Source organism: Blastomonas aquatica (assembly GCF_014639875.1).
In the GTDB taxonomy this organism is placed as follows: domain Bacteria; phylum Pseudomonadota; class Alphaproteobacteria; order Sphingomonadales; family Sphingomonadaceae; genus Blastomonas; species Blastomonas aquatica.
This window is the reverse complement of the sequence record NZ_BMGD01000003.1, coordinates 784,930-810,883: the sequence shown is the minus strand read 5'-3', so window position 1 is coordinate 810,883 and position 25,954 is coordinate 784,930. Positions and strand designations below refer to the sequence as shown.

General features: G+C 61.6%; 26 protein-coding genes. 19 read left to right on the top strand and 7 right to left on the bottom strand.

What is annotated here, in order from left to right:
- Positions 1-39 precede the first annotated feature (39 nt).
- Genes IEW00_RS11725 through maiA form a run of 3 tightly spaced genes read right to left on the bottom strand, consistent with a single transcriptional unit; the run spans position 40 to position 3,243 of the window.
- Positions 40-492: a MarR family winged helix-turn-helix transcriptional regulator gene (locus IEW00_RS11725; RefSeq protein WP_188514534.1), complete on the bottom strand. Its 453-nt coding sequence runs from the start codon at positions 490-492 to the stop codon at positions 40-42.
- A 13-nt stretch (positions 493-505) separates the two neighbouring features.
- The gene (locus IEW00_RS11720; RefSeq protein WP_188514533.1) at positions 506-2,614 is read right to left on the bottom strand and encodes a TonB-dependent receptor; all 2,109 of its coding nucleotides are present in this window, start codon (positions 2,612-2,614) and stop codon (positions 506-508) included.
- Complete coding sequence (maiA, locus tag IEW00_RS11715; protein WP_188514532.1) at positions 2,611-3,243, bottom strand: maleylacetoacetate isomerase; 633 nt, start codon at positions 3,241-3,243, stop codon at positions 2,611-2,613. The genes IEW00_RS11720 and maiA overlap by 4 nt, the downstream gene beginning before the upstream one ends.
- Before the next feature lie 118 nt (positions 3,244-3,361).
- On the opposite strand from maiA, the gene IEW00_RS11710 reads away from it, so the two are divergent.
- From IEW00_RS11710 to IEW00_RS11645, 14 genes are all read left to right on the top strand, one after another.
- Positions 3,362-3,955 carry a TIGR04282 family arsenosugar biosynthesis glycosyltransferase gene (locus IEW00_RS11710; protein ID WP_188514531.1) on the top strand — a complete coding sequence of 198 codons (594 nt, stop codon included), beginning with the start codon at positions 3,362-3,364 and terminating at the stop codon, positions 3,953-3,955.
- Positions 3,952-4,674 (top strand): glycosyltransferase, encoded by a 723-nt coding sequence (locus tag IEW00_RS11705; protein WP_188514530.1) that lies wholly within the window; start codon positions 3,952-3,954, stop codon positions 4,672-4,674. The genes IEW00_RS11710 and IEW00_RS11705 overlap by 4 nt, the downstream gene beginning before the upstream one ends.
- A 156-nt stretch (positions 4,675-4,830) precedes the next feature.
- Positions 4,831-5,058: a hypothetical protein gene (locus IEW00_RS11700; protein ID WP_188514529.1), complete on the top strand. Its 228-nt coding sequence runs from the start codon at positions 4,831-4,833 to the stop codon at positions 5,056-5,058.
- 255 nt (positions 5,059-5,313) lie between these two features.
- Complete coding sequence (gene wecC / locus IEW00_RS11695; protein ID WP_188514629.1) at positions 5,314-6,615, top strand: UDP-N-acetyl-D-mannosamine dehydrogenase; 1,302 nt, start codon at positions 5,314-5,316, stop codon at positions 6,613-6,615.
- A gap of 18 nt (positions 6,616-6,633) precedes the next feature.
- A complete protein-coding gene (locus IEW00_RS11690) occupies positions 6,634-7,632 on the top strand; it encodes an NAD-dependent epimerase/dehydratase family protein (RefSeq protein ID WP_188514528.1) in 999 nt (332 codons plus the stop codon).
- A 75-nt stretch (positions 7,633-7,707) separates the two neighbouring features.
- Complete coding sequence (locus IEW00_RS11685; protein WP_188514527.1) at positions 7,708-8,010, top strand: putative quinol monooxygenase; 303 nt, start codon at positions 7,708-7,710, stop codon at positions 8,008-8,010.
- 60 nt (positions 8,011-8,070) lie between these two features.
- A complete protein-coding gene (gene hslV / locus IEW00_RS11680) occupies positions 8,071-8,613 on the top strand; it encodes an ATP-dependent protease subunit HslV (protein ID WP_188514628.1) in 543 nt (180 codons plus the stop codon).
- Positions 8,614-8,631: 18 nt separating this feature from the next.
- Positions 8,632-9,753 (top strand): FAD-dependent oxidoreductase, encoded by a 1,122-nt coding sequence (locus IEW00_RS11675; protein ID WP_188514526.1) that lies wholly within the window; start codon positions 8,632-8,634, stop codon positions 9,751-9,753.
- A 58-nt stretch (positions 9,754-9,811) separates the two neighbouring features.
- Entirely contained in the window at positions 9,812-11,113 is a 1,302-nt protein-coding gene (gene hslU, locus IEW00_RS11670) for an ATP-dependent protease ATPase subunit HslU (RefSeq protein WP_188514525.1), read from the top strand.
- A gap of 86 nt (positions 11,114-11,199) precedes the next feature.
- A complete protein-coding gene (locus tag IEW00_RS11665) occupies positions 11,200-12,840 on the top strand; it encodes a methyl-accepting chemotaxis protein (protein WP_188514524.1) in 1,641 nt (546 codons plus the stop codon).
- Between the two features lie 166 nt (positions 12,841-13,006).
- A complete protein-coding gene (locus IEW00_RS11660; RefSeq protein ID WP_229736992.1) occupies positions 13,007-14,392 on the top strand; it encodes a M48 family metalloprotease in 1,386 nt (461 codons plus the stop codon).
- A gap of 46 nt (positions 14,393-14,438) precedes the next feature.
- On the top strand, positions 14,439-15,278 hold the full coding sequence (locus tag IEW00_RS11655; protein ID WP_188514523.1) for a DsbA family protein: 840 nt from the start codon (positions 14,439-14,441) through the stop codon (positions 15,276-15,278).
- A 6-nt stretch (positions 15,279-15,284) separates the two neighbouring features.
- Positions 15,285-16,313 (top strand): M48 family metallopeptidase, encoded by a 1,029-nt coding sequence (locus tag IEW00_RS11650; RefSeq protein ID WP_188514522.1) that lies wholly within the window; start codon positions 15,285-15,287, stop codon positions 16,311-16,313.
- A 155-nt stretch (positions 16,314-16,468) separates the two neighbouring features.
- On the top strand, positions 16,469-17,365 hold the full coding sequence (locus IEW00_RS11645) for an OmpA family protein (protein ID WP_188514521.1): 897 nt from the start codon (positions 16,469-16,471) through the stop codon (positions 17,363-17,365).
- 76 nt (positions 17,366-17,441) lie between these two features.
- Here the strand turns inward: IEW00_RS11645 and IEW00_RS11640 are convergent, their stop codons facing one another.
- Positions 17,442-18,056 carry an HD domain-containing protein gene (locus IEW00_RS11640; protein ID WP_188514520.1) on the bottom strand — a complete coding sequence of 205 codons (615 nt, stop codon included), beginning with the start codon at positions 18,054-18,056 and terminating at the stop codon, positions 17,442-17,444.
- A 106-nt stretch (positions 18,057-18,162) separates the two neighbouring features.
- On the opposite strand from IEW00_RS11640, the gene IEW00_RS11635 reads away from it, so the two are divergent.
- Positions 18,163-19,260, top strand: a complete 1,098-nt coding sequence (locus IEW00_RS11635) for a sensor histidine kinase (RefSeq protein ID WP_188514519.1) — start codon at positions 18,163-18,165, stop codon at positions 19,258-19,260.
- Positions 19,257-20,063 carry a LytR/AlgR family response regulator transcription factor gene (locus tag IEW00_RS11630; protein WP_188514518.1) on the top strand — a complete coding sequence of 269 codons (807 nt, stop codon included), beginning with the start codon at positions 19,257-19,259 and terminating at the stop codon, positions 20,061-20,063. Before IEW00_RS11635 ends, IEW00_RS11630 begins: the two co-directional genes overlap by 4 nt.
- 70 nt (positions 20,064-20,133) lie before the next feature.
- Here IEW00_RS11630 and IEW00_RS11625 read toward each other — a convergent pair whose 3' ends face one another.
- Positions 20,134-20,589: a nucleoside deaminase gene (locus IEW00_RS11625; RefSeq protein WP_188514626.1), complete on the bottom strand. Its 456-nt coding sequence runs from the start codon at positions 20,587-20,589 to the stop codon at positions 20,134-20,136.
- 150 nt (positions 20,590-20,739) lie between these two features.
- Between IEW00_RS11625 and rpmB the strand changes: the two genes are divergently transcribed.
- Complete coding sequence (rpmB, locus tag IEW00_RS11620; RefSeq protein WP_188514517.1) at positions 20,740-21,021, top strand: 50S ribosomal protein L28; 282 nt, start codon at positions 20,740-20,742, stop codon at positions 21,019-21,021.
- Between the two features lie 2 nt (positions 21,022-21,023).
- Positions 21,024-21,491: a Rid family hydrolase gene (locus IEW00_RS11615; RefSeq protein ID WP_188514516.1), complete on the top strand. Its 468-nt coding sequence runs from the start codon at positions 21,024-21,026 to the stop codon at positions 21,489-21,491.
- Here the strand turns inward: IEW00_RS11615 and IEW00_RS11610 are convergent.
- On the bottom strand, positions 21,460-22,461 hold the full coding sequence (locus IEW00_RS11610) for an esterase-like activity of phytase family protein (protein WP_188514515.1): 1,002 nt from the start codon (positions 22,459-22,461) through the stop codon (positions 21,460-21,462). The genes IEW00_RS11615 and IEW00_RS11610 overlap by 32 nt on opposite strands.
- Before the next feature lie 52 nt (positions 22,462-22,513).
- Complete coding sequence (locus tag IEW00_RS11605) at positions 22,514-24,388, bottom strand: ABC transporter transmembrane domain-containing protein (RefSeq protein ID WP_268235814.1); 1,875 nt, start codon at positions 24,386-24,388, stop codon at positions 22,514-22,516.
- 274 nt (positions 24,389-24,662) lie between these two features.
- On the opposite strand from IEW00_RS11605, the gene IEW00_RS11600 reads away from it, so the two are divergent.
- Positions 24,663-25,883, top strand: a complete 1,221-nt coding sequence (locus IEW00_RS11600; RefSeq protein WP_188514514.1) for a polyhydroxyalkanoate depolymerase — start codon at positions 24,663-24,665, stop codon at positions 25,881-25,883.
- Positions 25,884-25,954 lie beyond the last annotated feature (71 nt).

Sequence of the window (25,954 nt, the reverse complement as noted above, 5' to 3'; positions counted from 1 at the left end):
TATCAATTGAAACCGGAAGACAAGGCGTTTCGGGCGCGGTCATTCGTCTGCCAGCGCATCGGCCCGCGCCAGAAGCTTGCCCAGCAACATCGAAAACTGCGCCTGCTCGTGCGGATCGAGCACCTCGACAACCTGCGCCTCCATCTCGAGCGCCAGCGGCATGATTTCGGCATAGAGCGCCTTGCCGCCATCGGTCAGCGCAAGATGGTGCGAGCGGCCATCGCTCATGTTCGGAGCACGCTGGATCAAAGCGCGTTCGCCCAAGGCCTTGGTGGCGCGGTTGACCGCGACCTTGTCCATCCGTGTCGCTGCAACCAGTTCGCGCTGGGTGGCCTCGCCGACATCGCCCAGCACCGCCATGACCCGCCATTCGGCGATCTTGAGTCCGAACCGGCTGCGATACTCGCGCGCGATCAGGTCGCTGATCGCATTCGAGGTGATCGAGATGCGATAGGGCATGAAATCGGCAAGACGGGTGACGGCTTGGGTCATGGGCGGCGCAACGCTATTCAATGTCCAGTTTCAGGCCAAGCCAAATCGTGCGCGGGGTTCCACGCTCGATGACTCCCGGCCCGCTGATCGCGGCCTGCACGGTGGTATCGAAAAGGTTCTCACCGCGCAATTCGACCAGCAGGTTGCGGTTGATCCGCAGCGCAGCGCGCGCATCGAGCGTCAGTGCATCGTCCAGCGCGAGCAGCCCAAGATCATCCTCGAACTGCGAACCGACATAGCGCGCGGTCAGGTTGATCCCGCTGTCGCCGCCTTGCGGAAACCAGCCGATCGAGCCTGTGCCGAAATGCCGTGGCACCTGCGCCGGGCGCAACCCGTCGATCGCGGCCTGACCGGTGCCAGCGCTGACCTCGGCGTCAACATAGCTGTAGGCGGCTGCGATATCGAAATCGCCGATATCGGCGCGGGCTTCGATCTCGACGCCCTTGGCTTCGACCGCATCGAGGTTCTGCCGCTGGTTGAAGCTGCCGGCCGCCGAAACGAAACCGACCCCCGGGAACGTGCCTGGCCCGCGCGCCAGCGTCACGTTGGCGATGGCATTGTCGAGCCGGTTCCAGAAAACGGTCGCGCCGAACTGCAGCGTAAAAATCTCGTAACCTAGCCCGAGCTCGACACCTTGCAGCCGCTCGGGTGCCAGTGCGGCATTAGCGGCGGTGGCATCGGCCCCCACCCGGAACGGACGGTAGAGTTCGTTCAGTGTCGGCAACCGCCATCCCAGATAGCCCGCACCGCGCACCGTCAGCAGCGAGGCTGCATCCCAGGCAAATCCGACACGTCCGGTGCCTTCCCAGCCACTGCGATCGTTGAAATCGGTGGTGGTGAGCAGTGCGCCGGTGACCAGCACGGTCTCGCGCAGCCGGCCCTCGGTCAGATGCCACCGGTCGATGCGTCCGCCGCCGGTGAACAGCAGATCGGGCGAGGCCTGCCAGCTGGCCTCGGCAAACGCACCGAACGTATCGCTTGCCCCGCCTGCGCGCCGCATCCGCGTCGGGTCGCCCGCGACATAGGTAAACAGTTCGCGGGTTTCTCCGGTGGTGCGCCGCCATTCGCCGCCCAGCCGCAGCTCCGTCCCCTCGCCCAGCGATGGACGGATTTCGACGCGCGCGCCCAGACCGGTAGAGGGCACGTTGTATTGATCAAGCGATTGCGTCGCGGTCGATCGATCCGCGCTGACCGCGGCAAAGCTGCTGGAAAAACTGCGCATCTGGACATAGGCCAGCGCCGACCAGGGCAGCTTGCCGCGCCCGACGAGGCGCAGACTGGCATCGGCACCGTCATTGCTGTTGTCGCTGAACGCAAAGCCACGCTCGCGCTGATCGGTAAACGCGCGTGCACTGGCCTGAAGTTCGGTATCGGCATCGAGCGGCGCGACGAAGCGTAGGTTGACGCCCGCTTGTTCGTAAGGCGCTGCGCGGTCGAGCGCGCCGCGCTGGCGGGCGATCACGGGAACGAAGCCATCGCCGCGCGCATATTGCGCAGATATCGAAAGCCCGCCACCGCCCAGCGCCTGCGATGTTCCCACGCTGGCCTCGAACGAATTGCGGCTGCCATATGCTAGGTCACCATAGACATTCGATTGTCCGGGCCGGATCCCGGCACTGTCGAGCTCGATCGTTCCGGCGAGCGCCCCTGGGCCATCGGTCCCCGTCCCGCCACCCCGGCGCACGCGGATCGCGCCAATGTTGATCGCGTCATATCCCGGAAAGCTGATCCAGCCGCCAAACGGATCGCTCTGCGGCACGCCATCGAGCACCAGCAGCGCCCGGCTCGAGGCATTGCCGCCCAGGCCGCGCAGGGTCACGCCCTGGCTGGTCGGGTTGGCGCTGCGCGCATCCGACCGGCGGAACTGTTGCAGCCCGGGCACCAGACGCAGCGCATTCTCGATTCGCTGGCTGGGCTCGTTGGCAAGCATATCGGGGTTGATGCTGGTGATGCTGTAGGCACGATCCCCCAGCGGCACATCGAGCGGCTGACCGACGACAGTGATCACCGGGTTTGGTCCATAGGCTTCGGGTGCCTGGTCCTGTGCCACCGCAGGCGTCGCCGCCAACGATGCCGCGATGCCCAGGGACACGGCTGCCGCGCGCTGACTCGACACGGTCATGCGGGCTTCACCGCTTCGGGGTGCGCTGCGGCAAAGGCGGGGATCGCTTGCAATTCGGCATCGATCCGCACCAATTTCGGGTACAACGTCAGATCCAGATCGAACCGACGCGCATTGGCCATTTGTGGGACCAAGCAGACATCGGTGAGGTCGGGCTGGGTGCCGCCGAACAGGCCCGCGTCGGGCGCGAGCGCTTCGAGCGCGGCAAAACCTTCGGCGACCCAATGACGATACCAATCGTCGATTGCGGCCTGTTCCTGCGCCATATCGGTCTTGAGGTACCGCAGCATCCGCAGGTTGTTGACCGGGTGGATGTCGGCGATGATGATCATCGCGCGGGCCAAAGTCGCGGCGCGGGCTGCAGGATCAGCGGGCAGCAGGCGGGGATCCGGGCGGGTGGCATCGAGATAGTCGATAATCGCGAGAGACTGCGTCAGATCGTGACCGTCGATATGCAGCATGGGCACGAAACCCTGCGGGTTGCGTGCGACATAATCGGGGGCCTTTTGCTGGCTGGTCAGCAGATCGGTCGCCACCGCGCGATAGGCGATGCCCTTGAGGTTGAGCGCGATGCGCACCCGATAGCTGGCAGACGATCGCCAGTAATCGAACAGGACGGTTTCAGACATTTCGCGCTCCATTGAAGTGGGCCCGGTGCGGCATGGCGGACCGGGCCGCGCACCATATGAACCGAACGCGGCGATGCAAGGCTTGTTTCCCGCAAGTCGTGCGTTAAGGCTGACAACCATGCCCGCGCAGCCCACCTTTGTGTTGTTCGCCAAATATCCGGTGCCGGGCTATGCCAAGACCCGGCTGATCCCGGCGCTTGGTCCCGAAGGCGCAGCCAAGGTTCACAAGCACCTGACCGAACGAACTGTGTCGACGCTGCTCGGCGCAGACGGATCGGTGGAAATCCGCTATGCCGGAGCAGGCGAGACTGAATTTCGTGCCTGGCTGGGTGATACGGTTGCCTTGGTCGAGCAGGTCGAAGGCGGGCTGACCGAACGCCTGATCGATGCGGTCAGGCCTGGGCCGCATATTTTCTTCGGCGCAGACACCCCCGACCTGACCGGTGCCATCGTGCGCTCGGCAGTGGCAGCACTGGAATCGCACGACGTGGTGATTGGCCCTGCCGAGGATGGTGGTTATTATCTGATCGGCATGGCGACGGCACGGCTTGGCCTGTTGACCGAAATGCCCTGGAGCACATCCGCAGTCTTCCCCGAAACCATGCGCCGGTGCGCGCAAATGAACCTGTCGGTGGCGATCCTGCCGGTCCTTTCCGATTGCGACACACCCGCAGACCTAGCCCGCTGGCCCGCGCTGGCGGCGTTGGCATGACCAGCGTGACGCTGATGGTTCCAGCGCTCAATGAGGCGAGGGCGCTGCCGCGCACGATTGCGAATGTCGCCGCGATGGACCCGCAGCCCGATGAGATCCTGCTGATCGATGGGGGCAGCGATGATCAGACCGTCGCGTTGGCACAAGCCGCCGGATGGCGGGTGCTCATTTCCCGGCAGCGTGGACGCGGGCCACAGATCAATTTCGGGGTCGAGCAGGCGCAGAGCGAACTCGTGTGTATTCTGCATGCCGACAGTCTGCTGCCTACCGATGCCATTGCGCACGTTCGATCGGTCCTTGCCGATACGCGTTTGTCGCTTGCGACCTTCCTGCCGATCATTCGCGGCGAGAAAACCCGCTGGTTCACCACCGCGCACAACTGGTGGAAGACCTATTATCCGGCAGTCACCCATCCGCATTTGTTCGTGCGCGGGGTGCGGCTGCTGTTTGGTGATCACGCGATGTTCTTTCGTCGCGCGGACTATTTGCACATCGGCGGCATTCCGGCCGATGCGACGATCATGGAGGAAGCCGATTTGTGCATCGGTTTTGCGCGGATCGGTAAGCTCAAGATGACCAGCAAGCCGGTGATCACGTCGGACCGCCGCATCGCAGCATGGGGACCGCTCAAGGCCAATTATATTTATCTAAAGGTCGGCCTCGCCTGGACCTTTGGAATACGGCACCGGCTCAAGGATATGTACCCGGACATCCGATGATCCACGAATTCTGGTCGAGGATAACACATGTTATTTTCCTCAAAGATGATCGACCCGACGTTGCAAACCGAAGCCGATTATTTGTTTCGCACTTGCAATATAAAACGACTTGGATTACTTACTGTTTGAATCCAAACGTCCTTCTAAGGAAATAATATGAAAATGTTCAAAGCTGCAATGGCCGCGATCGCCCTGACCACGATGGTCGGTGCGCCGGTTCTGGCACAGGCCGTATCGCCTGCCGCCGCCCGTACCTCGGCTGTTTCGAGCGAGTCGAGCGAAGCTGAAGGCAGCACCGGCATCATCGTCGGTGTCGTCGCCGCTGCTGCGATCGTTGCCGGCATCGTCTTCATCGCTGATGACGACAAGCCCAACAGCCCCTGATCTTTTCAGGCACGCAAAATACAATCAGGGCGGCCATTGGGTCGCCCTTTTTGTTTGTGCCGAGGACAGGTCAATCCTGCGTTGTCCGAACCGCCCGGGCTGGCCTTTTGGTCGGGGCGCTGCCATTAACGGACGCTTGCTGCTGCACTCTCAGAGCCTTGCTTACGGGTTTTTTAACTCCATAGCCTCTAGGAAAAAGCCAGACTGGCACCTGGCTCACGCCGCAGCGGGCCGCCATAGTTTCGGGGAATGACCATGCTGTCCGACAAGAAGCCTGAAGTTTGCGTCGTTGGGCTTGGCTATATCGGCCTTCCAACCGCAGCGATCATCGCCCGATCGGGTTGCCGGGTTCTGGGTGTCGATGTTTCCGAACATGTCGTGAATACGATCGCGGAGGGCCGAATCCATATCGAGGAAGTCGATCTCGACGGGCTGGTCCAGGGCGTAGTCTCGCGCGGAATGCTGCGCACCTCGCTCACGGTCGAGCCATCCGATGTCTTCGTGATAGCTGTCCCAACCCCTTTTGACGACAACCATGCGCCCGATATTAGCTATGTGCTGCAGGCCGCGAGCAGCATTGCGGCGGTGATCAAGCCCGGCGACTGCATCATCCTTGAATCCACTTCTCCGGTGGGCACCACCGAGGAAATGCGGGACATGATCGCCAAGCTGCGCCCTGATCTCAAGGTTCCAGGAATGACGTCGGACATTCCTGATATCGCCATCGCCTATTGCCCCGAACGGGTGCTGCCCGGCCGCATCCTCGAGGAGCTCACCAACAACGATCGCTCCATTGGCGGGATCACGCCGCGGTGCGCGCGCAAAGCGCTGACCTTCTATCGCCGCTTCGTGCGCGGCGAGTGCATCACCACCGATGCCCGCTCGGCCGAGATGACCAAGCTGGTCGAAAACGCCTATCGCGACGTCAATATCGCGTTCGCCAATGAACTTTCGATCGTCGCCGACCGCATGGAGCTGGACGTGTGGGAGGTCATCCGCCTCGCCAACCGCCACCCCCGTGTCAATATCTTGCAGCCCGGCCCCGGCGTGGGCGGGCACTGCATCGCGGTCGACCCATGGTTCATCATCCACGGTGCACCCGATGACACCCCTCTGATCCGCACCGCGCGCTGGGTCAACGACGGCAAGATCGGCCATGTGCTCGAAAAGGCGAGCGCGATGATCGAGGCCAATCCGGAAGCGCGGGTCGCTTGCCTGGGGCTCGCGTTCAAGGCCAATATCGACGATTTCCGCGAAAGCCCCGCGAACAAGGTCGCGCTCGCGCTGGCGCAAAAATTCGGCGAGCGGATCGCGATCGTCGAACCTTATGCGCAGGCGCTGCCGCCAGCTTATGACGGCCTGGGCGCCAGCCTGATCGATGTCGATGACGCGATCGAGAGCTGCGACATGTTCATTGTGCTGGTCGATCACGACGTGTTCAAGTCGATCCCGCTCGCAGAGCGCGCTGACAAGATTGTCTACGACACCCGCGGCATCTGGTCCGACCAGCCCGCGCATACAGAACGCCCGGCTGGCCATTTGCGCCTCGCCGGCTGATCGGGCATCACCCACCCCATGAAGATCCTCGTCACCGGAGCTGCCGGGTTCATCGGCCATGCCCTTATCCGCGCGCTGATGGCGCGGGGCGATCGGGTCATCGGCATCGACAATCTCAACGCCTATTACGATCCCGCGCTCAAACACGCCCGGCTGGCGGATCTGGCGGACGTACCGTCCGGTTCGTTCGATTTCCTGCAGCTCGATTTCGCCGATTATCCGGCGCTTGTGGCGGCGCTCGACGGACACGATTTCGCTTCGATCGTGCATCTGGGCGCGCAGGCGGGCGTCCGCTACAGCATCGATAATCCGCACGCCTATGTGCAGTCGAACCTTGTCGGCCACCTCAATGTGCTCGAACTCGCGCGATCGCGCCGCGTGGACCATTGCGTCTATGCCTCGTCCTCGTCTGTCTATGGCAATAGCGCGGCCAGCCCGTTCAGCGTCGACACCCGCGTCGATCATCCGGTCTCGCTTTACGCGGCGACCAAAAAGGCCGACGAACTGATGAGCGAGACCTACGCGCATCTCTATCGCGTGCCGATGACGGGGCTGAGGTTCTTTACCGTCTATGGCCCCTGGGGGCGCCCCGACATGGCGCTGTGGAAGTTCACCAAAGCGATCCTGCAGGGCGACCCGATCGACGTTTACAATCATGGCGATATGCGCCGCGACTTTACCTATATCGATGACATTATCGCCGGCGTGATCGCCGTCATCGACCACCCCCCTTCCGATGACGATGCGCGCAAGCCCGGCGGCAGCATTGCGCCGCATGCGGTCTACAACATCGGCAACAACCAGCCCGAGCCGCTGGGACGGATGATCGACGTCGTCGAGGCGTCATGTGGCAAGCCTGCTGTCCGCAACCTGCTGCCGATGCAGCCGGGCGATGTCTATGAAACATACGCGGATATCAGCGCGATCCAGGCCGATCTGGGCTATGCGCCGACCACGTCGATCGACACCGGCATCCCGCGCTTTGTCGACTGGTACCGTGCTTATCATAGTGTCTAGCTTGCGTACGAGGTGACGGCATCGTAACCCTGTGCGCGAACGGCGGATGGACGCCCCGGCAGGAGAGACCCAGACATGCTCATCATCGAAGGCTGGCTGCATTTTGCACCGGGCGAAATCGAGAAGTTCAGCGAAGCCGCCCGGATCATGGTCGAGGAAACCCGCAAGGAAGACGGCTGCCTGCTGTATTGCTTCGCCCGCGACATGAACGACCCCGATATCCTGCGGATATCCGAACGCTGGGCTGACGAAGCAGCGCTCGATGCCCACTCCAAGTCGCCGCACATGGCGGCCTTCGGCGCAGGCCTGGCGCAGGTCGAACGGATCGGCGCGGATATCCGTCTATACGCTGGCGATGAAGTCCGGCGCATCATGTAGGGGTTGCAGCATTTCGCCGTTCCCACCATATCGCGCGCCATGAGCAGACAAGACAGCAGCATGCCGACATGGCATGGCACCACCATCATCGGCATCCGCAAGAACGGCAAGGCGGTGATCGCCGGCGACGGCCAGGTTTCGATGGGTCAGACGATCATGAAGCCCAACGCGCGCAAGGTTCGCAGGCTGGGCGACGGATCGGTCATCGGCGGCTTTGCCGGCGCCACCGCTGATGCCTTTACGCTGTTCGAACGGCTCGAAGGCAAGCTTGAGCGGCATTCGGGGCAATTGATGCGCGCTGCGGTCGAGCTTGCCAAGGACTGGCGCACCGACAAATATCTGCGCAACCTTGAAGCGATGATGATCGTCGCCGACAAGGATGTGACGCTGATCCTCACCGGCAACGGCGATGTGCTCGAGCCGGTCGATGGCGTCGCGGCGATCGGATCGGGCGGCAACTTCGCGCTCGCCGCCGCGCGTGCTTTGCTTGAGTACGAACAGGACGCCGAGACAATCGCGCGCAAGGCGATGAAGATCGCGGCCGACGTGTGCGTCTACACCAACGACCAGTTGACGATCGAAACCCTCGACACGACCAACTGACCCTTTATGGTCGGCGCAATGGATGTGCGGTTGGATCGACGTGCGCTGGTCTCGGGCGGAGCAGCGCTGGCGCTGAGCAGCTGCACGACGGTGCCATCAGGCAATGCGGCCCGGTTGGCTTCGGTCGGCAGCGCGCCTTCTGGAGCGCTTTGCCTTCCGCGCGTCGATGTCGATTCATCCCGCGTTATCCGCACTGTCGCGGGCCTGCGTCCATATCGCCCCTCCGGCTTCGTCGTCCGCGCCCAGAAGCTTGGGGATTCGCTGCTGGTGCACAATTACGGGCATGGCGGAGGCGGAATATCGCTGAGCTGGGGCAGTTCGCGGCTGGCGACGGTGTTGGGGCTTTCCGGCCATTCGGGTCCTGTCGCGGTGATCGGATCGGGGATCATGGGGCTGACCACCGCGCGGCTGGTGCAGGAAGCAGGCTACCGTGTCACCATCTACACCGAGACGCTGCCGCCGGGTACCACTTCGAACATTGCCGGCGGGCAGATTAACCCGGCGAGCCATTTCGACGAGGACATGGTGACCCCGCAGTGGCGCGAGCAGGCCGCAGCCGCCGCCGATTACAGCAGGCGACGCTTCCAGATCATGGTCGGCGACGATTATGGTATCCGCTGGCTGCCTACTTATGACCAGACGCGCAGGACAGGGCCAATCCCCGCTGATCTCAGGTTCCCCGGTCGCAGCCGTCTTTCGGCTTCCGAACACCCCTTCCCGCTCGACAATGTGGTCAAGTACGACACGATGTACGTTGAAACCGGGCGTTTTCTCGAGCGGCTATTGAGCGATATCCGCGTTGCAGGTGGCGCAGTCGAGGTGCGACGGTTCGATACGCCCGAACAGGTCGCTGCATTGCCCGAAAGACTGGTGTTAAACTGCACCGGGCTGGGCGCGGCGGCACTTTTCGGTGACAGCGAACTTGTCCCCGTGCGCGGCCAGCTTGCGGTGCTGATTCCCCAGCCCGAGGTGCAATACGCCTATTCGCTGAGCGCAGGATACATGTTTCCGCGCGCCGACGGCATCCTGCTGGGCGGCACGTTCGAGCGCGGCGAATATCTCGCCGAGCCGCAGCCGCAGGACATTACCGATATCGTCGAATCGCATCGTGCGCTGATGGCGGGCTGGCGCTGTGCTTGAAGCGGGTAACCGCAACCCCCAAATTGACTTGCAACACTCTCCTAAAGAAGAACCCCGAATGACTGATATGCTCACCCCTAAGTCCATCGTCGCTGCGCTGGATGCGCACATCATCGGCCAGCAGGACGCAAAGCGCGCCGTGGCCGTGGCGCTGCGCAACCGCTGGCGGCGTCAGCGTCTGCCCGCCGAGCTGCGCGACGAGGTTACGCCCAAGAACATTCTGATGATCGGCCCAACAGGTTGCGGCAAGACCGAGATATCGCGCCGCCTGGCCAAGCTTGCCGATGCGCCGTTCATCAAGATCGAGGCCACCAAGTTCACCGAAGTCGGCTATGTCGGCCGCGATGTCGACCAGATTGCGCGAGATCTGGTCGAGGACGCGGTGCGGCTCGAAAAGGAACGGCGACGCGAGAAGGTGCGCGAGGCTGCATCGGACGCCGCGATGGAGCGGCTGCTCAACGCGCTGGTCGGTGACAACGCCAGCGAGGCAACCCGGCAGAGCTTCCGCCAGCGCATCACCGACAACCATATGAACGACACCGAGGTCGAGATTGAGGTCGAGGACGCTCCCAACATGCCTATGGAAATCCCGGGCATGGGCGGCCAGGTGGGCATGATCAACCTCTCCGACATGATGGGCAAGGCGTTCGGCCAGAAGCGCACCAAGCCGCGCAAGATGCGGCTCGCCGATGCCTGGGACAAGTTGATCGAGGAAGAAGCCGAAAAGCGGATGGACCAGGATGATGTCGCGCGCGTCGCGCTCGCCGATGCCGAAGCAAACGGCATCGTGTTCCTCGACGAGATCGACAAAATCGCGGTTTCGGATGTCCGCGGCGGATCGGTGAGCCGCGAAGGCGTGCAGCGCGATCTGCTGCCGCTGATCGAAGGCACGACCGTGGCTACCAAATACGGCCCGATGAAAACCGACCACGTGCTGTTCATCGCATCGGGCGCGTTCCATATCGCCAAGCCCAGCGATATGCTGCCCGAACTGCAGGGCCGCCTGCCGATCCGCGTCGAATTGAAGGCTCTGACCGAAGAGGATTTCTTTCACATCCTCACGCAGACCAAGGCCAATCTGGCACAGCAGTACACAGCGCTGCTCGAAACCGAAGAACTGACGCTCAATTTCACCGAAGATGCGCTCCGCGAAGTCGCCCGGATTGCCGCATCGGTTAACGAAAGCGTCGAGAATATCGGTGCCCGCCGCCTGCAGACGGTGATGGAAAAGCTGCTCGAGGACGTGAGCTTTGGCGCCGAAGACCATCGCGGCGAGACCATCACGATCGACGCAACATATGTGCAACAGCATCTCGCGGGTATCGCCAAGAACACGGATCTCAGCAAATACGTGCTTTGATCGTGGTGCCATTGTATACGGTTTGGTAAATTCTTGTTAACCTCGACAGTGCTAGCGGGCATTAATCAGGTTAAGGAGATGCCCGAATGTCACGCCAGTTGTGGCTGGATATATCCGTTCACACGCGAATTGCGCCGGGCATCGTCAGAACCGATCTGACCGCAGATTCCGTAGCGGGCCGCGCCTTCCGGCTTGCCCAGTTTCTGCACGCCAGCAAGGGCTCGGTCGCTCTGGTTCCATCGGTGGCGATCACCGCGCCGATCGTCACCTGGTTCAGCCTGGGTAGCACCGGCGCGGGCTGGGTGATAACCGGGTCGATCATGATCGTTCTTGCGGTCACGGCGTTCTGTTTTATCCATCTCAGAGCGTTGCAGTTACACGTTGACGACGAAAATCTCGATCCCGCGCTGCTGTCACTAAACCTGCGGTTGCGCGCGATCATCATCTTCGCGGCGGTCGGATGGTCGCTGATCACGATGGGTATGCTGATGTCGCCCGACCCGGGCATCCGCGTGCTGGGGCTGCTGGTTGCTGTTGCCCACATTGCGGTGGGAGCGATGGGCTCTTTTACCCTTCCGACGACCAACCTGATCTGGCTGATCGGATCAGGGGCCGGGCTGGTCTTCGCGATCGAACTGACCGACACCTACGTCCCGGCAGAGTTGTACATGCTGCTGCTTGTCTATCTGTTTGCGTTATGGCGCACCAACATTCTGATCTGGAACTTTTTTGCGCACGCCATCATTCAGTCGCGCGAACTGGCCGAGGCGCGTGAACATCAGTTCGAACGCGAGCAGGAACAGCTGAAGAGCCAGGCGGAGCTCGATCTGAAGGCCCAAACAATGCTCGCCGACCAAGCCAATCGCCATGCTACCGAATGGCGGGCTGGAATGGCCAGCCTTGCAGGTGATTTCGAACAATCCGTGGTGCAAACGGTCGAAAAATTGAGCGAGGCGCTCACGCGATTGGCCGACTGCTCCGACGCCCTGGGTACAATCGGCGAAGAAACCGATGCCAGCGCCGCGATGGTGACCAGCCGGGCGTGCAACGTCGGCCGCTCCGTACAGAACGTTGCAAATGCCGCAAGCCAACTCAGTTCATCGGCCAACACGATCGCGCAACGGATCGATGAACAGCACCGCGCCGCAACCTTGGCGCGCGAATCGTCTCGGGAAGGCAGCGAGGCCATCGGCGCATTGGCGGCGGAGGCCGCAAAGACATCCCAGATCGCCAATCTGATCGAGGAAATTGCGGCCCACACCAATCTGCTGGCGCTCAACGCCACCATTGAGGCCTCTCGCGCCGGTGAAGCCGGACGCGGGTTCGCGGTGGTCGCGCATGAAGTCAAACAGCTCGCCGGGCAGACACGCGGTGCGATCAATTCGGTGGGGCACACCGTCGATGGCATCCGAACGCAGATTACGTTGGCCGAAACAACGATCCACTCGATCGTCGACCAGATCGATCTGGTGAACGCAGGTGCCGTTCACATTGCGTCCGTGATCGCCGATCAAGGCAAGGCGACCTGCAACATCAATGATCATGTCAGCCAGGTTGCGAACGATGCTCGCAGCATGGAGGAGACCGCACGCAAGGTGAGCAGCCATGCAGATCAGGTCCGGCACATGGCCGCCGACATGCGGACCATAACAGACCGTTTGCAGAATCAGGCGACCGAGTTGCGCCGGGCCAGCAGCGAGTTTCTGGCCCAGCTCTGCTTCGCTTGAACGCTAATCCGCTCGCTTCGCCCGATTGTGGAGGGCGGCACTGTCCTTCGCGCTGTCGGCGCGCTATTGTACCGATCGTCCGCCGGTTTTCATATGTCGTTCATCGCCCTTGCAACATGGGGTAGCGCCATCGGACGCGACAGTTCGCCAAACAATACGGGTTGCAATGGATACGGTTACGTCAGGCTGGAACAAGACGATCAGGCAGTTTGCGGCACGGACGATGGCCGTCTGCGCAATTGCGGTGATCGCCGTGCAGCCTGTCTCGGCGCAGTCGATCCTGCGCGATGCCGAAACCGAGGCGTTGCTCGCCGATATGTCGCGCGATCTGATCATGGCCGCAGGACTGCTGCCATCAAACGTGAACGTGGTGGTGATCAACGATCGCAGCATCAATGCCTTCGTTGCAGGAACGCAGGACGTCTACATCCATAGCGGGCTGATCGAGGCGGCGGGCAATTCGAACGAGGTCCAGGGGGTCATCGCCCATGAGCTTGGCCATATCGCATTGGGCCATTCGATCACCCGGTCAGAAAGTGCATCGAAGGCGACCAACATCACCATCCTGTCGCTGCTGCTGGGGATTGCTGCGATCGCTGCAGGTGCCGGCGAAGCCGGAATGGGAATCATGGGTGCCGGACAACAGGCCGCGCTCGGCAAGTTTCTGGCACACACCCGCGGCGAGGAAGCCGGGGCCGATGTGGCCGGTGCGAAGTATCTGTCACAAGCCGGATTGACCGGCAAAGGTTCGATCAACTTCTTCAAGCGACTACAGAACCTCGAGTTCCGGCTCGCGATCCCGCAGGAGGACAGCTACAACCGTTCGCACCCTTTGTCGGGCGAGCGCATCACGCTGCTGCAGGAAATCTACGAGAATGACCCAGCGTTCGACCGCCCGATCGACCCCGAAATCGAGGCACGGTTCCAGCGGGTGAAAGCCAAGCTGGTAGGCTATGTTGCCGACCCGGCTGAAACATTGCGCGACTATCCCGAAACCGACCTGAGCGTGCCCGGCCGGTATGCCCGCGCTTATGCCTGGCATAAGAGCGCGTACCCCGAAAAGGCACTCGAATCAGCCCGATCGCTCCTTGATGAATCCCCCGACGACCCGTATTTCCTCGAGATCTACGGCCAGATCCTGCTTGAATCGGGCAGGCCGCAAGAGGCGATCGCTCCGCTGCAAAAGGCGGTGGCCAATACGAATGCACAGTCGCTGATCGCGGGTGTCTACGGACATGCGCTGATCGCCAGCGAGGATCCTGCCAACCTGCCCGAGGCCGAGCGCGTGCTCAAGGCGGCACTGGCCCGCGATGCGGCGAACCCGTTCGCGTGGTACCAGCTGGGCGTGGTCTATGAGACCCGCGGCGACAGGCCGCGCGCAGCGCTCGCCAGTGCAGAACGCTATGTGCTTCAAGGCAATGCACCGCTGGCGCTGCGCAGCGCCGAAGAAGCGATGATCGGACTGCCCCAGGGTGCCGCCGACTGGATCCGCGCGCAGGATATTGCCATTCTGGCGCGCGACGCGGTTGAACGGCAGTCGCGTCGCCGGTAAGCCCACCCCACCTTCCGCGTTTCATCTTCAACCTAAAGGCCCCGCCATGACTGTACGTACATCGACCTCTGGCGAGGCATCATCATCAAGGAACTGGCTGTTCATGGGCGTCGCCGTACTTCTCACCATCGCAGCCGGGATCGGCACCTTCATGTGGCAGAGCGGCGGCATGATTCCCTCGACAGGTGGCGAAGCAGCGCAGGATGCGAATGCAGCTGCAACCGCGGCTGGTTTCGACACCAAGGACAAGGCCGCGATCGAAGCGATCGTGCGCGCCTATATCCTAGAAAACCCTGAGATCATTCCCGAAGCAGTCCAGAAGCTGCAGGGCAAGCAGGCCGCCAACCGGATCGCATCGGTGCGCAGCGAGGTCGAAAAGCCCTTTGCTGCAGCGTTCGCCGGCAACCCCGACGGTGACATCGTGCTGGCCGAATACTCGGATTTTGCCTGTGGTTTTTGCCGGCAGAGTGTCAGCGATGTGGCGCGTTTGGTGAGCGAAGACAAGAATCTTAAGATCGTGTTCCATGAGCTGCCGATCCTTTCGGATGAAAGCCGCCTCGCTGCTGCTTGGGGTCTTGCTGCTGCCCAACAGGGCAAGTATTACGCATTCTACAAGGCCATGTTCGGCGCGGGCCGTCCCAGCCAGGCGACCATCGAGCAGGCCGCCAAGACCGCCGGGCTGGATATCGCCGCTGCCCGCAGTTTTGCTGCGACCAAACAGGCCGATGAAGTGATCGACGCCAACATCCGCATTGCCCAGCAGCTCGAATTCAGTGGCACCCCCAGCTGGGTGGTCGGCAACAAGGTGCTCAACGGTGCTGTCGGCTATGACGAGCTGAAATCGGCGATCGATGAAGCCCGCGCCGCCAAGAAGGCGGTTGGCTGAGCCGATATGCGCGCCGTACTGCACTTTGCCCTCGGGCTGGTCGTGTGTAGTGCGTTCCTGGCATTAACACCGGCGCTGAAAGCTGAACCGGCATCAGGCGCAGACGATGGGCTGGCGACCCTGCGCGCGGCCGATACGCGGGTGCTCACGGTGGGAACCCGGCTGGCGATCGCCAATGCACCGTTTTGCCGCGCAACCAAGAATTCGGTCGGCATGACATTGCATCATATCGGCCAGTATCCTGATGCAGACGCAGCGCGTGCGACCTTCGGCTTTGCCAGCGATTACGCGGTGCTTGCCTTGGTAAGCGATGGCGAAGCAGCACAATCAGGCATCCAGATTGATGACTCGATCATCGCGGTCAACGGCAGCGCATTCGCCCCTGCCCCCGACGATCTGGCCGCGATCGACCAACCCGCCGCCTATCGCCCTGTCGCCTGGGCAGATACCACCCTGCGCAGCGCACTCGATGCGCCGCCGGTTGCGATCACCCTGGTGCGTGAAGGACAGACCTTTGATGCCAGCCTGACCGGCGTTCCGGCCTGCCGCAGCCGCTTCGAACTGCGCCCCAGCGGCGATTACGGTGCATCTGCCGATGGCGACATCGTCGGCATCACCAGTGCGATGCTGGGCTTCATGGTTGACGATGACGAGTTGGCAGCGATCCTGGCGCACGAGATGGCGCACAACCTGCTCGACCACCGCAAGCGGCTCAACGCCGCCGGCATCCAGCGCGGGCTGATGCAGCAGCTGGGTCGCAACGCGCGGCTGACGCTGGCAACCGAGATCGAGGCGGACCGGCTGTCGATCTGGCTGATGGCCAATGCGGGTTATGATCCAGGCGGCGCGGTGCGCTTCTGGACCCGCTACGGCAAGCAACGCGGCAAGGGCATTTTCTCCGCTCCGACGCACTACCGCTGGAAAAAGCGCGTCGGACTGTTCGAGGAAGAGATGGGAAAGCTGGCAGCAGCGGAAAAAGATGCGCGGGGCTGGTATCCCCCTCTGCTCGCCGAGGCACCTCCCCTGCTCGATTGACCGTTCGAACACCGCCGTGACTGGCTGCCAAGTCGGCTTGTCGTGCCTTTCGTTTCGCCTCGCCGCACTTTGGACATGAAGCCGGGAACATAAATTAGCCTTCGACTGTCTCCGGAGGGATTGGGCTTATTCCCATATTCTGAAGGAGTATCTTGATGCGCTTCCCCCTTTCCACATCCAGCGTCCAAATCCTCACGGCCACTCTGGCCCTGACTGCATCGACCGCGCTTGTCGCGCAGGAAGCAGCCCCGCTGCGCGCCGATGTCGCAAATGAGGTCGAAGCGCTGCCCGATCCCGCCACGATGACCGAGGGCCCCGAGATCAAGGGCGTCCTGACTGCCCGGCAGGACGACCGCATTCAAGTCCAGACGGCAGATGGCGCAAGGACCGTCCTTTACGTGAATGATCAGACCCGCGTGCGTGCGACCGGCGGCCTCTTCGGTGGAAGCCGCACCACGCTGGATACCGGCGCATTGCTCAACGGACTGCCGCTGACGATCAAGACCCTGCAGTCGGGCAATACTCTGCTCGCCAACCAGATCACGTTCAAAAATACCGATTTCAAGACCGCGTCGATGATCCGCACCGGAACGGCACAGCAGTTCGCCGAGCAGTCGGCAGCGACCGAGGCGCTGCGCGGGCGGATGGGTGATATCGATCAGTATAACGTCAAGGCCACCACCAACGTCTATTTCGATACCAACATGGCCAAGCTGACCGACGAGGCGAAGGCGCAATTGTGTGCCGCTGCAGGCTCGGCGGAACAGACGGACAACGCGCTGATGCTGGTCGTGGGCTATACCGATGCTGATGGCGACCAGGATTACAACCAACAGCTCAGCGAAAAGCGCGCGGCCAGCGTGATCAATTATCTGCAGCAAGCCTGCAAGTGGAAGCCGTATCGCATGCTGACCCCGGCCGGAATGGCTGAGGCTGATCCAGTCGCGGACAACACGACAGAGGAAGGCAAGGCGCAAAACCGCCGTGTTGCCGTGAACGTGCTGGTCAGTAAGGCAGTTGACGGGCTTTATGCCGACAACTCTGCGCGCTGAAGTTCCGCAATCTTACGAACTATGGATGGAGGGTGTCAGCTGGCCACGCCGCTGACACCCTTATCGTATCTTCCGGTCAGGCTGCTTGTGCTTCTGCCGCCTTTGCGTACATCGAGTTGATCGGCCTGGCCATCACCCGGCGTAGCATCGGTTCGAAGAACTCGAGCGGTTCGCTTTGGTAGTCAGCATCGAACGCAGCCTGATCGTATTTCTCGCAGAATTCTGCGCAGGCATCGAAATAGGGCGATCCCCGAAAATTGTCGCGGATATTGCGGTCACCGCCGATGTAATGGAAATAATAATAGCCCTGGAACGCCCCGTGGTTGGCGCAGATCCAGTGGATTTCATCCGAAACGAACGGCTTGATGATCGCAGCGGCAACATCGGGATGGTTGTAGCTGCCCAGCGTGTCGCCGATGTCATGCAGCAGCGCCATCACGACATACTGCTCATCGCGACCATCGCGGTGCGCACGGGTCGCGGTCTGCAGGCTGTGCTGCATCCGGTCGATCGGAAAGCCGCCGAAATCGCCATCGAGCAGACGCAGATGCTTGAGCACGCGGTCCGGAAGCCCGGTGGCAAATCCACGATACTCGTTCGCGATAATTGCCCAGTCTTCCTGCGTGCCCTCGGTCATCGCGGAAAACTTGGCGCGGTGGGCCGGGTCCAATATGGTTGCAGTTTCGCTCATGCGGCAGGTCCTCTCATTATGATTGGTGCAAAGCGTAACCCAGCCGCAACCATGATGCAAAAAAATGTGGGGCCTCGGCACAAATCGGGCTAAGCCCTGTTTCATCATGGCGATGCTGCCCTTCAAGCCGACACCGTTCTTTGCCAACAAGAATCGGGCCTTCTGGAACCTGCAGACCTTGGGTTGGGCAGGCGCACTGGCGCTGCGCGGCATTTCGGGCCTCGCCAACGGCCAGCCGATCTCGTTCTTGGTGCCGATTATCATCGCGACGATCACCGGCTATTCGATCTCGCTGGTGATGGGCGTCATCTACCAGACGCTGATCGACCGCAAACCGCTGATAACGTGGAGCATAACCCTGATCGTGCTGCTGGTGGGGTCGGCGCTTTATGCCTTTGTCGACGCCTGGGTAGCGACATTGTATCGCCCCGGCAGCGACAGCAATTTCACCGCGATCCTGCTCGGCGCATTCTATCTTGACCTCACCCTGCTGGGTGCTTGGTCCGCGCTGTATTATGCGATCAATTTCTTCCTGAGGATCGAGGAACAGCAGGACCAGATGTTGCGGCTGGAAAACCAGGCGACCAGCGCGCAGCTGGCCATGCTGCGCTATCAGCTCAATCCACATTTCCTGTTCAACACGCTGAACAGCATTTCCACCCTCGTACTGCTAAAGCAGACCGAGCCTGCCAACGCGATGCTCTCGCGGCTGTCGTCTTTCCTGCGCTATACGCTGGCCAACGAACCCACCGCGCGGGTGACGCTGGCGCAGGAAGTGGAGACGCTCAAGCTCTATCTCGACATCGAAAAAATGCGTTTCGAGGAGCGTCTGCGCGCGCATTTCGATATCGAGCCAAACGCCGCCTATGCACTGCTGCCGTCGCTGCTCTTGCAACCTCTGGTCGAGAACGCCATAAAATATGCCGTAACGCCAAAAGAGGACGGGGCCGATATCACGATATCGGCGCAACTCATCGGACCCCTGCTGCGTATCACCGTAACCGACACAGGGCCCGGATTGAAGAAGCAAGGCACGACGGCCAATGCATCAACCGGGGTCGGGCTGGCGAACATACGGGACAGACTGTCCCAAGCTTACGAAGACAATCACCGGTTTGAGACACGATCATCACCCGGGGGCGGCTATAGCGTGATTATCGAGATTCCGTTTGAAACACGCGAACAAAGGCAACTACAGGCATGACCATCCGCACCATCCTGATCGATGACGAGAAACTCGCCATTCAGGGAATGCAGCTCCGGCTGGAAAAGTTTGACGACATCGAAATCATCGACACCTGCCTTAACGGGCGCGAGGCAATCCGCAAGATCAAGACCCTGAAACCCGATCTGGTCTTCCTCGACATCCAGATGCCCGGCTTCGACGGCTTCTCGGTCGTCAAGGGCATCATGGACATCGAACCGCCTTTGGTGGTGTTCTGCACCGCTTACTCCGAACATGCCGTCAAGGCGTTCGAAGCCCAGGCTGTCGATTATCTGCTCAAGCCCGTCGATGATGTCCGTCTGGCCGATGCCATAGACCGCATCCGCGAACGCATCCGCGACAAAAAGGGCCGCGAAGAAGCCGATAAATTGATGAACGTGCTCAACGAAGTCGCGCCGGATGCAATGGAAGCGCTCGATCTGGGCGAAGACGATGACGCTTCGGCCTCGAACCGTTATGAAAAGCTGATCAACATCAAGGATCGCGGGCAGATTTTCCGCGTCGATGTCGATACCATCGAGCGGATCGATGCTGCCGGCGATTACATGTGCATCTACACCGGCGACAACTCGCTCATTCTGCGCGAGACGATGAAGGATCTGGAAAAGCGGCTGGATCCGCGCAATTTCCAGCGGGTTCATCGCTCGACCATCGTCAATCTGGGGTTGGTCCGTCAGGTCAAGCCGCACACCAACGGCGAATGTTTCCTGGTCTTGGAATCGGGGGCTCAGGTCAAGGTATCACGCAGCTATCGCGATGTCGTGGCGCGCTTCGTCCACTGACCCTGAGGCAGCCCAACGATTACCCCCGATACCGTCATTCCCGCGTGCGCGAGGGTGACGGTATCGGGGATTAGCGCCTCGCTGCAAAAAATTGCTTCAGCAGCGCAGCCGCATCGGCTTCGCCGACACCTGCATACACCTCAGGCTTGTGCAGCACGGTGGGCTGCTGGAACAGCCTGGGGCCATGCTCGACAGCGCCGCCTTTGGGATCGCTGGCCGCGTAGTGCAGTCTCGCGATCCGGGCATGCGAAATGGCTCCGGCGCACATCGCACAAGGCTCGAGCGTGACCCAAAGGTCGCAGCCCATCAGCCTGTCGCTTCCTAAGGTGGCACACGCGGCGCGGATCGCCATGATTTCGGCATGCGCGGTGGGATCGTGAAGTGCGCGGGGCTGGTTATGGCCCTCGCCGATGACCCTGCCCTGCTGGACAACGATCGCCCCCACAGGAACCTCGCCAAGCAATGCTGCCTTTTGCGCAAGTTCGAGCGCGTGAGCAGCTAAGCGGCGGGCGTGATCCAGCGTCATACCCAGCGAACTACTGGCATTGCGGTTGCCCTGCCAGCAATTTTCACGCATAGCTGCGTCAGCGGGTCGAGCATAAGGTTGACTTCAACTCTGTCTGAGGCTAACCGCCCTCCCTTCATAAACACAACGTTTCATCAGGATTCTTACACCATGTCGCGGATTTGCGAATTGACCGGCAAGGGCCGGATGGTGGGCCACAATGTGTCCCACGCCAACAACAAGACCAAGCGCGTATTTCTGCCTAACCTGCAGAACGTCACGTTGATGAGCGAAAAGCTCGACCGCAGCTTCAAGCTGCGTGTTTCGACCGCAGGCCTGCGCTCGGTTGAACATGTCGGCGGCCTCGACAACTGGCTGATCAAGACCGGTGAGGAAAAGCTCTCGGCGCGCGCTGCCAAGATCAAGCGCGAGCTGCACAAGGCAGCGGCCTGATCATGGCCCGCCAGCGCATCCTGCTTGGTGTAGGTGCGCTGGTCCTTTCCGCCGTAGCGCACCCCGCCTTGGCTGGTACGCGCACAACGGCGGAAGTGCTTTACTCGAACAACGCTGAAGAACGCGCCTTCCAGGAAAGCGCGGGCTTCAGCGACGCCGTCATCCTGGCTGATGGCACGATCTACCTTTCGGGTATCGTCGTCGGCCCGGATGTCGATGAGGCCGCGTTCAACCGCGCCTATCGCCGGATCAGCGACATACTGATCCGTGCTGGGGCGAGCTGGGAGGACGTGGTCGATGTCACCAGCTACCACACCGATATCGACGCGCAAATCGGCCCGATGTCGTCGGTGCAGAAACAATATCTTGCTCCCCCCTTTCCTGCGTGGACCGCTGTCCAGGTAACGCGGTTGTACCTCCCCACAGGCAAGACTGAAATCAAGATCGTGGCAAAACGCGCGGCCCACTGAATTCGAACTTCAGCAACAAGGTTCGCTGCAAGGTCATGAAATTGTCATCGGATATTATCCAGATGATGGTTTGGCTCTGTTCCCGGTCGATCGCTATCCCCTCCATATTGTCGACAGGAAATGGTGGCTTCAGGGTCGCGATGACCCTGGGCTCCACCAGGCCGCCAGGAACGATCTGCGCAGGATCGATAATGCCAAGCTTGGCACTGACCCCGCTGAGATAATGGAACTTGCGATGAAGCGCGAGCAACCGTCCGTCTGGCAACGCGGCAACATCGGTCATCCGATAGCCTGGCGGCGGCCGATAGGAAAAGCGTTGCGACGGGGCCGCGGGTTCAGCCGGATCGCCATCAAAGATCAACCCGGTGGTAACCCCGGCAGCCTCGGAATGCGCCTCTGCAAATACAATGAAACTGCCATCGGGACGCCGCAGGATGGCTTCTGCCCCCCCGTTCTTGGGCCAGTTGGCCATAGCTGGCGGCGCGCCGGTCGCCTCGGCCCGCGCAAACCCGGGCGAGTAGCGCCGGATGCGGTGGTTGTGCTCAAAACCCACCCAATACCGGCCGGATACCGGATCATGCGTCAAGCTCTCGGCGTCCTGATCCTTTTTGGTGCTGCGCTCGCCCCTGCGGATCGGTAGTGGCGCAATGAAGCTGTCCTGCGCGGTGCTTCCTTCGCCGATCGTGAAGCCTGCCAGTATTGATGCATCGCTCAGCGCCAGAAGCCGTCCGTTGCCCGTCGTGTGCAGTGCGGAAAATCCACCGAAATCGCTGTTGTCGCTGTCCAGTTCCCAGCCATCGATCAGTGTGAGTTCGCCATTGCCAAGCCGGTGCGGCAAAGCTGGCAGGTCGAGCGGGCGTTTGAGCACGATCTGCTGGCTGGTGTTGGGTGGTAACGGGGAATCGGCAACGAATGCGCCTGTCCCCAGAAAGAACATCAGCGACAGCAAGGCCAGTGCACGCCGAATCATGATCCGGCATCCCCCAGCACCCGAGTGAGGCAGAATTGCCCTCTCACGGCGATCACTCCGCTGCCAGCGGACCTTCGGTGAACTGCAGGCTCGACAGCCGCGCGTACAGACCGCTGCGCGCGGAAAGCTCGTCATGCGTGCCCTGCTCGACGATCCCGCCATCGCTCATCACGATGATCCGGTCGGCCGAGCGAATGGTCGCCAGGCGGTGCGCGATGACCAGCGTGGTCCGTCCATGCATCAGCCGATCGAGTGCGTTCTGGACAAGCTTCTCGCTTTCCGCATCCAGTGCGGAGGTTGCCTCGTCGAGTAGCAGGATTGGTGCATTGCGCAGCAGCGCGCGTGCGATCGAGATCCGCTGACGCTGGCCGCCAGATAACCGGGCACCACCCTCGCCCAAATAGCTGTCGAGGCCTTCGGGAAGCTTGCGCAGAAATTCTTCGGCATTGGCCGCGCGCGCCGCATCCCAGATCTCGTCGTCGGTCGCGGCCCAGTTGCTGTAGCGCAGGTTGTCGCGGGCGTTGGCGGCAAACAGCACGCTGTCCTGCGGCACGAAGGCCATCCGCTGGCGGATTTCCTTCGGATCGGCAGACGGCAGCGCAACCCCATCGATCCGGACCGAGCCGGCCTGCGGATCGTAGAACCGCTGAGCGAGCTGAAACAGGGTCGATTTGCCCGCACCCGAAGGCCCGACAATGGCCACGGTTTCACCCGGCGAGACCTGCAGCGAGAAATCCTTGAGTGCCAGTGTTTCGGGCCGGGTCGGATAGGCGAAGCTTACATTTTGGAAGCTGATCTGGCCGCGGGGGGGTACAGGCAGGACGATCGGATTGGCTGGCGCGCGGATCTCGGGCTGTTCGTTGAGCAGTTCGTTCAACCGCCCCGCAGCGCCGCCTGCGCGCAGCAGATCGCCATAGACCTCGGTCAGGGCACCAAATGCGCCTGCAACCAGGCCACCGGTCAGCACGAACGCGGCGATGTCACCGCCCGAAAGCCGCCCCTCGATCACATCGACCGCGCCTTGCCACATGATCATCGTGATCGCGCCAAAGATCAGCGTGATGACGACAGCGGTCAGGCTGGCGCGCAGCGTGATGCGGCGGCGAGCGGTTGCAAAGGTGCTTTCGACGGCTTCGCTGAACCGGCCAGCCTCGCGCTCTTCCTGTCCGAACGCCTGGACAATCTTCATCGCGGCCAGCACCTCGGTCGTGGTGGCGCCGACATTGGCAACGCGGTCCTGACTGGATCGTGCGACCTTTTCGAGCTTGCGACCGATGAATACGATCGGAAGCACGATCACCGGGATACCCAGCAGCAGCATGCCGGTCAGCTTGGGTGCGAGCGAGAACAGATACGCAATGCCGCCGATACCGACGACCAGATTGCGCAACGCGACCGAGACGGTGGTGCCGACGACCTGCTCGACGATTGCGGTATCAGACGTCATCCGCGAGGCGATTTCCGATGGCCGGTTGGTTTCGAAAAAGCTGGGAGCGAGACCGAGCAGATTGCGCTGTACCGCCAGGCGGATATCAGCCACGACCCGCTCACCCAACCACGAGACGAAATAGAAGCGCAGTGCGGTCGACAAGCCCAGCACCACGGTGATCAGGAACAGGTAGCGGAACCAGCGTCCGATATCCTGCGTGCTGCCTCCGGAGTCGAAACCGCGGTCGATGACCATCTTGAAGCCTGCAGGAATTGCCAGCGTTGCGCCTGCCGCGACGGCAAGGGCGAGGATCGCACAGGTGATTTGCCGAGGATAGGCCGAAGCGAACCGCATGATCATCGCCAGATTGCCCAGCTGGCGCGGATTGCCGCGCTTGCCCTTGGTGGTCGCCACCTCTTCGGCATCGGGCGCAGAGACTGCGCCGGGTTGAACTGGTGCAGCCGTGTCAGGGGCCGATGAAATGTGTGTTTCCGCCATGGCAGTGCGCCTAGCAGGCCTGCCAGTTCCACTCAACGATTTTGGCGGATTGAGGGCAGGTCACGGATTGCGTGCGCCGAGACCATTGCGGGTACCCCTGAGGGCGATGTGGCCGTTGTCTTAACCCAAATGGGCCAATGGTTGTCACCGCAACCTCAACGCCCTGTTACGCGTAAAGGGCTTGTGTTTTGATTGCTGCAGCGCAACAACCATTGGCGAGAGGCCTCCGGATAGAGCTGCGCAAAGCGGACACGGCGGTTTGCAGGGGAATTACATGCTTTACCACGCTTACGAACTTCAGCGCTCGTTTCTGTCGAGCGCCAGCGCCATCGCGACGATGGGCGCCAACATGCTCAACAGCCCGTTCAATCCGATGACGTATTTCGGCGGCGATCCGATCATGGCATCTGCGCTCGAGGTATTTGCGCATGCATCCGCGCCATACGGCAAGCCGTCTTTCGGGATCGAAACAGTCGAAGTCGAGGGCATCGCCAGCGCGGTACAGGAGGATATCGTGCTGGAACGCCCGTTCGGCGATCTGCTGCGCTTCCGTCACGAGACCCTGCCAAAGGATGCACCGCGCCTGCTGATCGTCGCGCCGATGTCGGGTCACTATGCGACGCTGCTGCGGGGAACCGTGGCGCGGATGATCCCGAAGCACGAGGTTTATGTTACCGATTGGGCCGATGCGCGCGATGTGCCCTTGCGCGAGGGTCGGTTCGATCTGGACGACTATATCGACTACCTGATTGGCTTCCTTGAGCACATCGGCCCCGGCGCGCACATGTTGGCGGTCTGCCAGCCATCGGTGCCCAGCTTTGCGGCAGCTGCGTTGATGTCAGCCGACCAGCATCCCTGCCGCCCGAAGACCTTGACGATGATGGGCGGGCCAATCGACACCCGCGAAGCGCCAACGGCGGTCAACACGATGGCCACCAAGCGTCCGCTGGCCTGGTTCGAGCACAATGTCATCGCCAAGGTGCCGTTCCAATACAAGGGCGCCGGCCGCAAGGTGTATCCCGGCTTCATGCAACTCACCGGGTTCATGTCGATGAACCTCGGCAACCACATGATGAGCCACTGGGAAATGTACAAGCATCTGGTCGCCGGCGACGGCGAAAGCGCTGACGCCGCCAAGGACTTTTACGACGAGTACCGGTCGGTCTGCGATATGACCGCGGAATTCTATCTGCAGACCGTCGAGAACGTCTTCCAGACGCACGCCCTGCCCAAGGGCGAGTTTATGCACCGCGGCAAGCGTATCGATCCCGGCGCGATCACCGATATCGCGATGCTGGCGATTGAGGGCGAACGCGACGACATCAGCGGCCTTGGCCAGACCCGCGCCGCACTGACGCTCGCGCCCAAGCTGCCGAAGGCTAAGAAGCGGTATCTGATGGCCGAAAGCGTCGGCCATTACGGGATTTTCAACGGTAGCAAATGGCGTGAGCGGATTGCGCCGGTTGTCGAGGACTGGATCGCCACCCACAACTGACCGTGCACCTGAACCGATCAGAGGGGCGGCACCGGGCATTTCTGCCTTGCCGCCCCTTGCCTTGCCGCTTA